The 13,274-nt window shown below is 66.8% G+C and carries 8 protein-coding genes; 3 read left to right on the top strand and 5 right to left on the bottom strand.

Features of this window, described 5'->3' with window-relative positions; translation table 11 throughout:
* Positions 1 to 2: 2 nt before the first annotated feature.
* From O5K39_RS15210 to O5K39_RS15200, 3 genes are all read left to right on the top strand, one after another.
* Complete coding sequence (locus O5K39_RS15210) at positions 3 to 1,520, top strand: AMP-binding protein (protein ID WP_271144448.1); 1,518 nt, start codon at positions 3 to 5, stop codon at positions 1,518 to 1,520.
* Positions 1,513 to 2,727 carry a multidrug effflux MFS transporter gene (locus O5K39_RS15205; RefSeq protein WP_271144447.1) on the top strand — a complete coding sequence of 405 codons (1,215 nt, stop codon included), beginning with the start codon at positions 1,513 to 1,515 and terminating at the stop codon, positions 2,725 to 2,727. Before O5K39_RS15210 ends, O5K39_RS15205 begins: the two co-directional genes overlap by 8 nt.
* A gap of 93 nt (positions 2,728 to 2,820) precedes the next feature.
* Positions 2,821 to 3,768, top strand: a complete 948-nt coding sequence (locus O5K39_RS15200) for an alpha/beta hydrolase (protein ID WP_271144446.1) — start codon at positions 2,821 to 2,823, stop codon at positions 3,766 to 3,768.
* Between the two features lie 12 nt (positions 3,769 to 3,780).
* Here O5K39_RS15200 and O5K39_RS15195 read toward each other — a convergent pair whose 3' ends face one another.
* The 5 genes from O5K39_RS15195 to O5K39_RS15175 form a co-directional block, all read right to left on the bottom strand.
* Entirely contained in the window at positions 3,781 to 4,911 is a 1,131-nt protein-coding gene (locus O5K39_RS15195; protein WP_271144445.1) for a CapA family protein, read from the bottom strand.
* Between the two features lie 8 nt (positions 4,912 to 4,919).
* Complete coding sequence (locus O5K39_RS15190; RefSeq protein ID WP_271144444.1) at positions 4,920 to 6,665, bottom strand: CocE/NonD family hydrolase; 1,746 nt, start codon at positions 6,663 to 6,665, stop codon at positions 4,920 to 4,922.
* A gap of 80 nt (positions 6,666 to 6,745) precedes the next feature.
* On the bottom strand, positions 6,746 to 9,466 hold the full coding sequence (locus tag O5K39_RS15185; protein WP_271144443.1) for a TonB-dependent receptor: 2,721 nt from the start codon (positions 9,464 to 9,466) through the stop codon (positions 6,746 to 6,748).
* Positions 9,467 to 9,568: 102 nt separating this feature from the next.
* On the bottom strand, positions 9,569 to 12,010 hold the full coding sequence (locus O5K39_RS15180) for a 2-hydroxyacyl-CoA dehydratase family protein (RefSeq protein WP_271144442.1): 2,442 nt from the start codon (positions 12,008 to 12,010) through the stop codon (positions 9,569 to 9,571).
* Positions 12,010 to 13,269: a CoA transferase gene (locus tag O5K39_RS15175; protein WP_271144441.1), complete on the bottom strand. Its 1,260-nt coding sequence runs from the start codon at positions 13,267 to 13,269 to the stop codon at positions 12,010 to 12,012. Before O5K39_RS15175 ends, O5K39_RS15180 begins: the two co-directional genes overlap by 1 nt.
* Between the last annotated feature and the right edge of the window lie 5 nt (positions 13,270 to 13,274).

Here is a 13,274-nt window from a genome sequence, read left to right as displayed (position 1 = left end):
CCATGGGGCCGATCGACGATACGGCCTTTCAGGCCCGCCGCCAGCCCGACGCGCTCGCGGCGGTCGACCTCGCCTCGGGACGACGCTGGACCTATGCCGAACTGGACCGCGCGGTCGGGCGGTGCGCCGATCTGCTGAGGCATCGCCACGGCTGCAGCCTGGGCGACCGCGTCGCCTCACTGGCGAAGAACCGGGTCGAGCTGATCATCTTGCATCTGGCCTGTGCCCGGGCAGGATTGACCTATGTGCCGCTGAACTGGCGACTTAGCGGCCCGGAGATCGCGGTGCTGGTCGCGGATGCCGAGCCGCGCCTGATCGTCGGCGACGGCGCACTGGGGGACCTCGCGCCGATCGATGTGACGCTGGACGACCTCGCGCAGCAGATCGACGGGCACGGCACGATGTTGGCCGAGACTGCTGACCCCGAGCGCGTGTCGCTGATCTTGTTTACCTCGGGTACGTCCGGCACGCCAAAGGGCGTGATGCTGAGCGAGCGCGCACAGCGCCAGACCGCCATCAACTTCAGCCTGCTGGGCCAGGTCGATGCCCGGAGCCGAATCCTGATCGGCACCCCGATGTTCCACATCATCGGTCTGATCACGAGCGTGCGGCCGATCGTGATGCAGGGCGGGGTCATGTTGGTCTCGGACGGGTTCGAGCCGGGGCGGACGCTGGCCCGTCTATCCGATCCGAATCTGGCGGTGACCCACTATTTCTGTGTGCCACAGATGGCGGATCGCATCCGCGCGCAACCCGAATTCGATGGCAGCCGCCTCGGCCATATGACCGCCCTGTTCACGGGCGGCGCGCCTCACCCGGCGGCGTCGATCATGGCCTGGCTCGATGCCGGCGTACCCGTCGTCGACGGGTTCGGCATGAGCGAGGCGGGCACGGTCCTGGGCATGGCGCTCGATCCGACAATCATCGCGGCCAAGGCCGGGGCAGCGGGCATCCCGGCACCGGGGACCGAGTTGCGCCTGGTGGATGCGAGCGAAAACGATGTGCGGCCGGGTGAGCCGGGCGAGTTGCTGCTGAGCGGCCCCAATCTGTTCAGCGGCTACTGGCGGCGGCCGGACGAGATGGCTCGGGCCTTCACCGCCGACGGCTGGTTCCGGACCGGAGACATCGCTGTCTGCGACGCCGACGGCTATCTGACCATCGTCGATCGCCGCAAGGACATGTACATTTCCGGGGGCGAGAACGTCTATCCGGCCGAGATCGAGGCGGCGCTGGCCGATTTCCCCGGCCTGATCGAGGTCGCCATCGTCGGCGTGCCCGATGCTCGCTGGGGCGAGGTCGGCGTGTGCGCCATGTCGCACGTGGACGCCGACGAAACCCTGGCCGAGCGGGTCCGTACTCATCTGGCGAGTCGGCTGGCCGGCTATAAGCTGCCCCGGCACGTCCTGGTGGTGGAGGCCCTTCCGCGCACCGGCTCGGGCAAGGTCAGGAAGGGCGACCTGCGTACCCTGTGTCTGGCGCGGCTGGAGGCAAGTGACGACGCGGCGTCGCCGGTTGGCTGAACCAGCGAAGGGGTCCCGGCCTGAAACCGGCCGTCTGGAGTTGCTGCTGACGCTGGGCGCGCTGGCCGCGTTCGGATCGCTGTCCATCGCGATGTACCTGCCGGGCTTGCCGGCGATGGCGCTGGAGTTTCACGGCTCGACGGCGGGGGTGCAGGACACGGTCGCGGCCTTCTCTCTGGGCCTGTGCGTCGGTCAGCTGGCTTATGGCCCGATCTCCGACCGATGGGGGCGACGCGCGCCGCTGCTGTTCGGGATCGCCCTGTATCTGGTCGCGACCGTAGCCTGCATCGTCGCGTCGAACCTGTCGACCCTGGTTGTCTTCCGGTTCTTGCAGGGGCTAGGCGGCTGCGCGGGCGTGGTGATCTCGCGAGCCATCGTCCGTGACCGCTTCACGCCGCAGGAGTCGGCCGGCGTCTATTCCACATTGATGCTGATCCTCGGCGTGGCCCCGATCCTGTCGCCACTGGCGGGAGGCTGGATCATCGCTGGTTTCGGCTGGCGTGCGGTCTTCTGGGTTTTGCTGGCCTTCGGAGTCGCGCTGGGCGTCGTGGTGTGGCTTCGACTTTGCGAAAGTAGCTCTGCTGAGTCGCGACGTCGCGCGCGCTCGGAGCATCCCTTCCGCAGTTATCTGGCCATCCTCGGCGACCGTCAGGTCGCGGCATTCGTGACGTGCGGAGGCTTCGGCGCGGCCGGCACCTTCATCTATATGACCATGTCGGCCCATCTGCTGATCGACGGATATGGCGTGCCGACGACCGCCTTCGGCTGGCTCTACGGGGCCGGGTCGCTGGCCGTCCTGATCGGGTCCCAAGTCAATCGCGTGCTGCTGACCCGGTTCAGCAGCCACCGGCTTCTGATCTGGTCGACCCGGCTGAACCTGGCGGCCTGCGTCCTGCTGCTGGCCAGCGTGTCGCTGTGGCCCGCCCTGATCCCGGCCTTCCTTATCCCGCTTTGCCTCGCCTTCTCCATGAACGGCCTGTCCAGCCCCAACGCGGCGGCCGAGGCGATGGGGGCGGCGGGCTGGCGCGCCGGGGCGGTCGCGGCAGTCATGGGGTTCGCCCAGTTCGGCATGGGCGCTCTGTTGGCCACCATCGCGGTGAGGCTGCTGGACGGCACCGCCTTCGAGATCGCCGCCATGCTGTGCGTCACCAGCGCCTGCGCGGTGGGCTGCCTCCTGTTCGCCGGGAAGTCGCCCGCCCAGGTCTGACCCGACGCTTGCCGATCGTAAGTGCTGCATACAGTATATGGTTGAACGCTCGCTGCCATCGGAGCAGGACGGGTGACCTTCGGAGGATGTCCCATGAAGACCGAACTGCTGTTGACCCTCGCCCTGCTCAGCCTGTCGGGCATGGGGGCCGCGCAGGCCCAAGTCGCCAATCCGCCGCTGAGCGCGCCCCCGGTCGCCGTCGAGGGTCTGGGCGGGCCGTATCCCGTCGTGATGGAGATGGATCCCTCGCTGGCGGACCACACCATCTATCGCCCTGCTGACATGGCCACCGTCGGCCACCCTCTGCCCCTGGTCGCTCACGGAGCCGGAGCCTGTCTGAACGTCGGGAACATGACACCGCAATTCCTGGGCGAGCTGGCGTCCTATGGCTATCTGGTCGTGACCGGCGGTCCGATCATCGAAGGCGCGGATGCGCCGATGACGCCGGGGGGTGGGGGAGGTGTGATGCAGACCGCCACCCAAAATCGGACGGCCCAGCTCCTGGAGACCATCGACTGGGCGATCGCCCAGAACGACGTCACCGGGGGCCGCTTCGAGGGGTACATCGCGGCCGACAAGATCGCTGTTATCGGCCATTCCTGCGGCGGGCTTCAGGCCATCGCTGCGGCTGACGATCCCCGCGTGACGACGGCCATCATCGGCAATAGCGGCATCATCCGCACGCCGCCCGCCGACGACACCCGCACCGGCCGCAGCTATCGGCCGGCGGGTATCGACGATCTGAAGCGGATCCACACGTCGATCCTCTATGTCTCCGGCGGCCCGACGGACCAGGCCCAACCCAACGCGATCCTCGACTTCCAGGCCATCGACGGCGTTCCGATCTTCCATGCCGACATCGGCACGGGCCACGGGGGAACCTATCGCGAGCCGCGCGGCGGAGACTACGCCGGGGTCATGAAGGACTGGCTGAACTGGCAACTGCTGGGCAACACGGCGGCCAGCCGGACCTTCGTCGGCGCGGACTGCCGCCTGTGTACCGACGACCGCTGGACGGTCGAGCGCAAGAACATCGACTGACGTCGGATGGAGTCAGGCCGCGTCGAAGACGACGCGGTCGCCGTCCCAAGCGAACTCGGTCTTGAAGCCGGCTTTCCGGGTGATGTCGATGATGTAGTCGGCGACCTCACGACCCTTGTCGTCCTGACCCAGGGGCCGGGGCTGGCCGCCCGGCAGCATCCAGAACGGCCGAAAGCCCGCGCTGATCGTGCCGTCGGTCGCGATGTGGCAGGCGGCGACCATCCCGTTCCGCGATTCCGGATGGAAGGGATAGAGGGGATAGTCAGCCAGGGGCTCGAACCCGAACAGGACCTTTCGCCGCTCGGCCCAGGCCCGGCGTTCCGGGCTGGCATTTCCCTCGACCGACAGGGCGCGCGTGACGGTTACGAAGTTTCCCAGACCGTGGAAGATCGGCTTGCCGCGCCAGATCTCGACGCCCCGCGTGATGTGGGCGTGGTGGCCGATGACGATGTCGGCCCCCGCGTCGATCGCGGCGCGGGACACGGCGGTCTCGTACATGGCGATGTGTGCCGGGGTGTGGACGACCCCCTTGTGCAGCGCGACAACCAGGACATCGACCTGATCGCGAAGGGCGGCGATGTCGCGCTGCATCGCCTCGACCGTGTCCGGGTCGGCGAAAGTGTAGACCTTGGGAGGACCGCCGGGATTGGCTCCCTCGGGTTCGTAGTGGCTGATGATCTTCAGATAGGCGCAGCCGGCGTTCTTCGGACCCGCCCAGCCTTCGCGCGGCCCGACGCAGTTGTAGCTCAGCAGGCCCACCCGCTTGCCCGCGCGTGACGTCAGGGCCGGCCTGCGCGCCTCTGCCAGGGTCAGGCCTGCGCCGGCTGAGACGATGCCCTGTTCGGTCAGGTTGGCGACCGTGTCGGCGATGCCCTCGGCCCCCCGGTCGTGGATGTGGTTTCCGGCCAGGCTGGCCATGTGGAAACCGGCGCGGCCTATGGCCCGCAGGTTCTCGGGATCGCTGGCGGGGGCGGGAATGTCGCCTATGGATTCCACGCCGCGCGTCGTATGCGGGACCTCGACATGACCGATCAACAGGTCGGCCTCTGCCAGCATGGCGCGGGCCGGATCGAAGAAGGTGTCGGCGTCCGGCTCGTCCAGGACGAGGTCGCCGGTCATGTACAGTTTGAAGACGTCGGCCATGGTCTGGACTAACCCGCCGTGGGACGGAACGGAATGACGACGCTGGAGGGCGTATCGCCGCCGAAGTGGACGCTCAGGGTCGGCGCGGGCGCGACCTCGACCCGGGCCCGCTCGCGCGCGTCCGATCCGGTGATGCTGACTCGCAGGGTGTGGCCTGCCTTGAAGACGTAGGACACGGCCAGAAGATCGAACGAGACCTTGACCGGCGTGCCGGCCACCAGAGGCTGGTGATCTTCGGCCCACGACCGGCGCCACGGGGTGCCCATGGTGTTCCAGGGGGCCTCGACGACGTGGCGCAGCGACGCGCGCTGACGGCCCTCGCTGACCACGGTGACGGTCCCGTCCGGCGCGACGTCCTCCAGGTAGGCGAAGACTGGCTGCTCGGGCGATGTGGACGAAATCCACAGGTCGGCGATCGGATTGCCGGTAACCTCCGTGTCGATCGCGAAGGTACGCGCGGCGACGGTCACGCTGGCGGCAGAGGAGCGACATGGCTGGGCGAAGGGGCCGAAGTTGGGCTCCACCGGATCGGATGGGCAGACCGGAGCGTAGTCTACGGTGACCGGACGGGTGCCAGCGGCGCGGGGCTGTTCGCTGCCCAACGCATCCCCGGCCAGGAACAGTCGCCGGTTGTCCGTGTCAGGCAGCGGCCAGACCTTGGCGCTGCGCCACTGCTGCCCTTCGGGCGCGTTGATGGTGAAGTACTGGATCGGGTCGTCGTTCTGGATGCCCGTGTCCTTGCCTTTCAGATAGTGGTCGAAGAACCGGACCTGTTCGGCCTGCAGGTCGAACTCCGGATTCAGGCAGTGACGCCAGGGCCCGATGATCATCCGCGCCTGGCCGGGCAGGTTCGCCAGAGTGATCAATCCTTCGGTTCTGAAATCATCATACCAGCCGCCCTGGATGTAGATCGGCACGCCGCCGTCGCGGACCTGGCTCAGATAGGCACCGATACTGACCTCGCCCCAGAAGCGGGCCATGACCAGTGGTGACCAGCTGTCGCGAAAGGGCATGGACTGCATCAGGGCCAGCAGGTTGGTCGAAGCGACATGCTCCTCGGCCGCCTGACGCAACAGGACCCGGTCCTCGTCGCCCTGGACGGGCATGGCGCGCAGGTCGTCCTCGACGGTGCGGGTCGGGCCTGTGCCGTACTGCGAGATGATGCCGCCGCGCGTGTGGCCGTCATAGCGGTCCCAGGCGAAGCAGCCGGCGAAGACAGCTTTCAGGTGCGGCGGCCGGGCGATGACCGCGTGCATCGCCGCCTCACCGGTGTTCGAGCAGCCGTACATGCCGATGTTGCCGGTCGACCATGACTGGGCCGCCAGCCATTCCGTGATCTCATAGGCGTCGAAGCCTTCGGTGAAGTCCTCATAACCCCGGCGGGTGCCGAAGGACGCGCCGTTGCCCCGCCGCGCCACGATGGCCACGACATAGCCGAAGCGGGTCAGGTCGGAAAGGGGGCGTCGGGCGTCCGAGCCTTCACCGGTCGGACGCGTGCCCGCCGACTCGATATCCAGGGCGTGGTGCCAGATGACGGGGAGGGCCCCCTCGACGGGTACGCCGTTGACCGACGGCCGGTGCAGCGACATCGCGATCTTCAGACCATCGCGCATCGTCAGGTGGAAGGACGTCGCGCCTTGCTCCGAATACTCCGGCGTGGCGGGGCCATTATTGAAACCTGATTGAGCCCATGCGGACATTGGCGAGAAATACGTGGCGAACAGGACGAAGAGGGCGGCAATGGCGCGGGTCATGGGCAGGCTCTGAAAGAAAGCGGCGAGCCAGGACACGCCCGGCTCGCCGTCAAGTTACCCCTGGGAGAACTGTTGTGAGATCACCAGCTCTTGGAGATTTCGAATGAGATGAAGCGCCCGATCGCCGACGCCGCCTGGCTGTCCCAGGAGACCGTGCCGTTCAGGGCGATGGGGGGATCCTCGTCGAACACGTTCAGGGCATTGACCGAGATCCGGACACCGTTGGCCATACCTTCGCCCTCGAACCTGTAGGACGCGGTCAAGTCATAGGTTGTCAGGCTGTCGACCATGACGTTGGGCGTGATGGCGGTGTTCAGATAGCTGTCGGTGTAGTTGGCGAACGCGTTCGCCGACCAGCCGCCCATGTTCCAGCTCAGCGAGCCGCGCACGCGCAGATCGACGGGGTTGCCGATAGTGTCCAGCACGTCCACGACCGGCAGGCCTGCTGCGCCTTGGCGCTCGACCGTCAGGATCTTGGCCACATCGACGCCGACCCGCCAGTCCCCGAAATCGGTATCGAACGCATAGCCGGCCGAGATGTCATAGCCGTCCTGGTTCAGCGTGCCGAGGTTCTGGCGACGGCCGTCGAGCACGACGTTGATGTTGGCGACCGGCTCCACAGGGTTCTGCAGGTCGGGGCTGGCGAAATAGGATGCGACCAGCGCATCGAAGGCCGCGTTGCCGGCGACGTCCGTGGCAGCGGGGCGCCGGCGGATCAGGGCCGAATAGACCGTGCCTTGAGCCAGGGCATTACCCGGTGCCACGTCGATACGGTTCTCGTACTCGATCTTGTAGTAGTTGAACGACAGGTTGAAGCCGTCGAGGAACTCGGGCGTCCAGTCGAAGCCACCGGAGAAGGTCTTGGCTGTTTCCGGGCCCAAGCTGTTGTTGCCGCCGTTGAAGAAGATACCGCGCGTGGTCCCCGTTCCGGACGTCGGATCGGTGATGTTCTGGACGAAGATATTGAGGATCTGGGCCGCGCTGTCGACGAGCGACGGGGCGCGGAACGAGGTGCCGTAGGTGGCGCGGAAATTCAGGTCGTAGCCCGGCGAGTAGATCACGCCGACCTTGGGGTTGGTCGTGGTGCCGAAATCCGAATAGTCCTCGTACCGGCCGGCGACCGAGAGCTCCAGGCGCTGGACCAGCGGCATGGCGTTGGTTTCGCTGATGATCGGCACGAAGATTTCGCCAAACACCGAGCTGATCGTGCGCTGGTTGAATACCTTCTTGGTCGTCGTCGCGCCCGTGGCCAGCACATTGGTTGCCAGCAGGGTCTGTCGGAAAGCGTTGTCGTGGAACTCGCCGCCCAGCGCCATTCGCACGGTGCCGCCCGGTAGATCAAACAGAGGACCATCGATCTTGGCCGACAGATCCTGGGTAATGTTGGTGCCGAACGTCGCCCGGTTGGCGTCGATGATGTCGAGCAGGGCCGCATTGTTGGTCCGGTTGAACGTCCCGTTGCCGAACGGGTTGAACGCTGTCGCCGGGTTGGTCGACGCCAGCGCCGCCGTCAGGGCGGCGTTGTTGATGACGTTCTTCCGATCCTGGAAGCCACGGCTCATGCTGTGGGCGGCGTAGGCGGCCAGACGCCAGTCGTGACCCAGATCGACATTCAGGCCAACTGCGTTTTGCTGGGCGTTCTCGAAGCCGGTCGAGTGGGAATCGTCGTCGTCCAGCAGGCGGTACTCTACGGTCGCCGAGGTCGCTCCGACCGGGCCGACGAAATACGGATTGGTGTTGCGAACCGTCAGGCTGAACAGGGCAGGGGGGGCCGCCAAGTCGTAGTCACGCTTGGTGTAAAAGCCCTCGTACCAGAACTCCAGCCGGTCCGTGACCTGCTGGTTGATGTTGAACAGGAAGGTGTCGCGGGTCTGTTCCGGCAGCAGATCGTTGGCCGCCGCTTCGTCGTAGCGGTTGGCGGTCGCCAGCAGCTGGGCCGAGGTGACGCCCACGCCGTTGGTGTTGGGCAGGCCGTAGCGCACGCCGCCGACGACGACGTTGCCGGGCGCGGCGGTGAAGGGGCGGGCGTCGGAGCCGCCCCGCGCGGTGCGGTTCTGGCTGGCGAAATCGCGATCGGCTCCCGACAGATTGCTGCGCTCATTGTGCTCGTAGGCGACGAACAGACCGCCGCGATCCCAGGTGCGGCCGTAGGTCTGGCTGAACTGGAACTGGGACACGGCATCGGCGAAGCCGTAGCGCGCGGTGGTTTCTGCGCCGTCCCAGTTCCGGCGGGTGATCAGATTGACCACCCCGGCCACGGCATCCGAGCCATAGATGGCCGAGGCACCGTCGGTGACGACCTCGATGCGCTGCAGGGCGGCTGACGGAATTTGGTCAAGGTCGCCGAGCGCCTTGATCACGCCGTTGGGCGCCAGGCGGCGGCCGTTCAGCAGCATCAGGGTAGCTTCAGGTCCGATGCCGCGCAGGTTGGCGCTGCGCACAGCGGTGGAGTTGGCGGCGGCGTCCTGGGCACCGCCGCTGAAGCTGTTGCGGCTTTCGTCCGCACCGAGGTTCAAGACCTGGGGCAGTAGGCGGGTCGCATCACTGACGTTGCTGGATCCACTGGCGACGATGTCGTCGCGATCGACGCCGATCGTGGGCGACCCCGCAGCAGCGACGCCTCGGATACTGGTGCCTGTGACAACGATGTCCTCGAGAGCTGACTCTTCCTGCTCCTGTTCACTGCTGGGTGCAGGAGTGGGGTTGGACTGAGCAGACGCGAGCGACGGAACCGCCAATGCGGCGAACAAGGCCAGCGCTGACGCGCCGGCATATGCGGACCTGTATCGTGACACGAACATGGCATCCTCCCCTTGATGATCCGGGCTTGATGCCCGTGACCCGTTGACGCTGACTATGCCGTCTTTTCGCTTAAACGCAAATAGTATGATTTCCAAACAGTCTCAAAGTCGCCCCTTGCTCGTTTCGGCCGCGTTTGCGGTCGATCTTCCGGCGTCCAGGGTGTCGAGAAAGGCGGCGATTTCAGCACTGACGACCTCGTTGCCGCTGCCCATATTGTTGAGGGCGATCCTGAGAACCGGCACGCCGGCCCGCTCCAGCGCCTCAAGCACCAGCGGATCGGCGTCATCGATAGCGACGGCCCCATGGCATCCGTGGGTCCGGGCTTCCTTGACGTGCCAAGCCCCCGACCAGGTCGGCATCCGGAGCTCGTCGCCCATGGTCACGAACCGGGCCGCAAGCGCGCGGATCACATCGTGCTCGCCCGCGAACGATCGCAGATAGCCGTCGGCGGCCAGCCCCAGATACATCGACCAGACGAACACCGCCCCGTGGCTCTCTTCCCACCGCTGATAGAACCCGGTGTCGCTCCAGAGTCCGCGCCCGACCCACATCAGGCGCAGGCGCTCGCCCGGGCAGGCTGCCTCGCCGTCGGCGGCGCGCTGCGCGACCTCCTCGTAGAATCGTCTAGCGGCATCGCGTGCCCAGACCGTTCCCCGATGCCACTGCGGGACCATGGTCGCGGGCATGGTGTCGACGACGCCGACGGGCACGGGATGCGTACGGGCGATGAGGTCGCGCGTGCGCCGGTAGTAGTCCTCCTGCTCGTTGACCAGGTTCATGACTTCGACCAGCCGGGCCAGGTCCAGCGTCCGGCCGGTCAGGGTCTCCAGCTGCGTGATCTGCTGCTCGATCTGGGCTGACATCAGCTCCAGCCGCTCGGGCTCCAGCGTCTGCTCCCAGCGTTCGGGCATGTCGTCCCACCAGTCGATGGGGAGGTCGATACGGCTCTCGATCGAGCGGTCGAAGACGAACAGGTCGGCCCCGGTTTCGCGCGCCCAGGCCTCGAAGATCCTGGGACTAGGATCGGAACCGGCGATCAGTGCAAGGGCCGACGGCGTCGGCAACCCGCCCCATGGCGCGTCATCAAGCTGGTCGTCGAGCGCGGCGGCCAGCCCTTGTGCGCTGTAGGTCTCGACGTGGGACGGATAGTCCGCCGCCCGTAGCAGGCGGCCATAGTGACCGGCCTTTTGCTTCGCCGCCACGATGGAGGCCCACCACTGGTTTACGACATAGGGGATGTCTAGGGCGCGCAGGATTTCCTGCGGCGCGTCGGCATTGACTACGGCGAATGGGCCGCTGGCGGCCTGTTCCCGCACACCGGCGAACCAGTCGCGCTGCCAGGCCCCAAAATCGGCGGTGCAGTCCAGCGACTTGCGGCTACGCCTTGGTTCGCGCTCGACAGGCTTCGGTGCGGGGGACGGCCGGGCTGTCGTGACTTTCGGTGCGGGCGTACGGACTTCGCCGGTGGCCAGGAAATGGGAAATCAGGCTGGAGGTCTCGGCGTCGAGCGCTGCGGTCGGGCTGAGCCCGGCAATCGCGAGAAAGGCGATGCCCGCCTCGTTGAGGGCCTGGCGGGTCGGCTTGACATCCCAGGGCGCGACTTCATCGCCCAGCAGTCCGCAGTGGATCACGGCATCGACGGACAGCGCCTTGGCGCGCAGGGCCAGTGCGGCTGCCCGCGTGTCGGCGGACTGCATGGGGCTGGGCCAGGCGGGGGATTGGCTACGCAGCGCGATCGCCTCGGGCACCGACACGGTCTCGTCCAGTGTCGCAGCCAGCCAGGGATCACCCCAGCCATGATCCTCGGCCACGATGATCGCGCCGAGAGACTCGATCTGGCGGTACAAGGCCGAGGTCTCATGCGGGGAACCGGTCAGCACGATCCGCCGGCCTTCCAGGACCGGTGACGCCTCTAACGCTGTGTCGAGATCATCAAGGATGCGGCTGGCCTTCGCGCCCGATACCCGGCTGATGACGCGAATGAGATCGAGCCCGTCGGCGCCTGACAGCCGCGGTGTGTTGCCGCTACGTCCCGCCGTGAAGAGGGCGGCCAGGCGTGACTTGAAGGCATTTTCTCGCTGGCGCGCGGCTTCGAGGGCGTCCGCATCGATGGAGTGCCCAGCCCTCTGCTCGAGCCAGGCCTGGAAGGCTGTGAGGCGGGAGAGGTTGTAGCGCCGGACGGCGTCTTCCACGCCATGCAGCAGATCCACGAACGCGAACGGCGTCTGGGGTCCACGTCCGGTGCGGTGAAGTTCGCGCAGCACGGCGAAAAGCTGGGCATCCTCGGCGGCGGCATGGGTGAGAACGAGGCCGCGCGGCGCGAACCCGTCAGCCTCGATCGCGGCGAGAATTCCCTGGGATCGGTGGCTCAGACCGGGGTGCGCCACGGTGCCGACAACGCTGGCGGGCACGATCGCCCATGGAACGAGCCCGGCTGCAGCAATCAGTTCGCGCGGGGCATCCGATCCGAGGCAGGCGATGACGTCCGATGGAGCGACCGCACATCCAGCCATGGCTTCGGCGACAATGTCGGAGATGGGCATCAGATCGTGCCCGCGGCCCGCAGTTGCGCCAGTCGTTCGGCGGAATAGCCCAGGGTTCCGCCATAGACGCTGGCATTGTGCTGGCCGATTTCGACCGGCAGGACATCGTCGAAGCCCGTGCGGCATTCGGAGAACTGGATCGGGACACCGACCGTGCGCAGTGATTCATCGGTGTCATAGCGGGGATGTTTGACGGCCATGGTTTCGCCGCGTGCCACCACGCGCGGGTCCAGCATGCCCTCGGACGGGTGGCGGACCGGGGCGACCGGGACGCCTTCGGCCTCGAGCAAACGCACGACCTCGGCGGTCGGCAGGGTGCTGGTCCAGGCTTCGATCTGTGCCTCCAGCCCGACGGCATTGGCGACCCGGCCGTCGCGGCTGTTGTAGCGGGGATCGTCCTGGAACCCGGGCTCGCCCATGATCCGGAAGAGCGCGCGGGCTAGCCCCTCATGGACGGCCACGATGGCGACATAGCCGTCCGCGCAGCGGAAGACGCCGAAGGGCGACAGGCGGTGGACGGTCAGTCCGGTACGCCCGGACATGCCCGCCATCTCCATCGCGCGCCAGTTCTCGATGGCGACGAAGGACGTCAGCGCCCCGAGCATCGACACATCCACGAACTGGCCGAGGCCGGTCTTCTCTCGGTGCTGGAGAGCGGCCAGAATGCCGATGACGCCAAACACCGGTGCCAGCATGTCGGCCATGGGAATGCCGATGCGCACGGGCGGCGTACCCTCTTCGCCGCTGGTGTACATCGCGCCGCTCAGGGCCTGGATCAGGACGTCCATCGCCTTGGACCCGTCGGAACCTCCGGCTCCGAATCCGCTGAGCGCGCAGTAGATGATGCCGGGATTGGCGGCCTGGGCTGCTGCATAGCCGACGCCCAGACGGTTCGCCGTCCCGCTTGTGAAGTTCTCGATGACCACGTCGGCGGTTCGCACCAGATCGGCGAAGACCTCGCGCGCTTCCGGCGCCTTCAGGTTCAGACTGATTCCCTTCTTGCCCCGTGCGCGGGTCAGGTGAGAGACCGACAGATCGTCCGTGTGCGACCGCATGACCGTGACCCCGTCCCGGCCTATGTAGGGGCTGTTCTCCCGGGCCAAGTCACCGCCCTTGGGATCCTCGACCTTGATGATCTCGGCCCCAAGGCCCGCCAGCAGAAGCGTTGCATAGGGACCAGCGAGGGCGCGTGTCAGATCTATGACGCGAAGCCCTTCGAGCGGACGGGGCGTGGAGACGGAAGATTGGGTCACGGACATTCCTC

This window comes from Brevundimonas sp. NIBR10 (genome assembly GCF_027912515.1).
Classification (GTDB): Bacteria; Pseudomonadota; Alphaproteobacteria; order Caulobacterales; family Caulobacteraceae; genus Brevundimonas.
This window is presented reverse-complemented; position numbering and strand designations above follow the sequence as displayed.

Excerpts from the sequence above, each read along its gene's own strand:
- O5K39_RS15185 (WP_271144443.1), bottom strand. The coding sequence starts at position 9,466 with ATGTTCGTGTCACGATACAGGTCCGCATATGCCGGCGCGTCAGCGCTG.
- O5K39_RS15175 (WP_271144441.1), bottom strand. The coding sequence starts at position 13,269 with ATGTCCGTGACCCAATCTTCCGTCTCCACGCCCCGTCCGCTCGAAGGG.
- O5K39_RS15180 (WP_271144442.1), bottom strand. The coding sequence starts at position 12,010 with ATGCCCATCTCCGACATTGTCGCCGAAGCCATGGCTGGATGTGCGGTC.
- O5K39_RS15210 (WP_271144448.1), top strand. The coding sequence starts at position 3 with ATGGGGCCGATCGACGATACGGCCTTTCAGGCCCGCCGCCAGCCCGAC.
- O5K39_RS15195 (WP_271144445.1), bottom strand. The coding sequence starts at position 4,911 with ATGGCCGACGTCTTCAAACTGTACATGACCGGCGACCTCGTCCTGGAC.
- O5K39_RS15200 (WP_271144446.1), top strand. The coding sequence starts at position 2,821 with ATGAAGACCGAACTGCTGTTGACCCTCGCCCTGCTCAGCCTGTCGGGC.
- O5K39_RS15190 (WP_271144444.1), bottom strand. The coding sequence starts at position 6,665 with ATGACCCGCGCCATTGCCGCCCTCTTCGTCCTGTTCGCCACGTATTTC.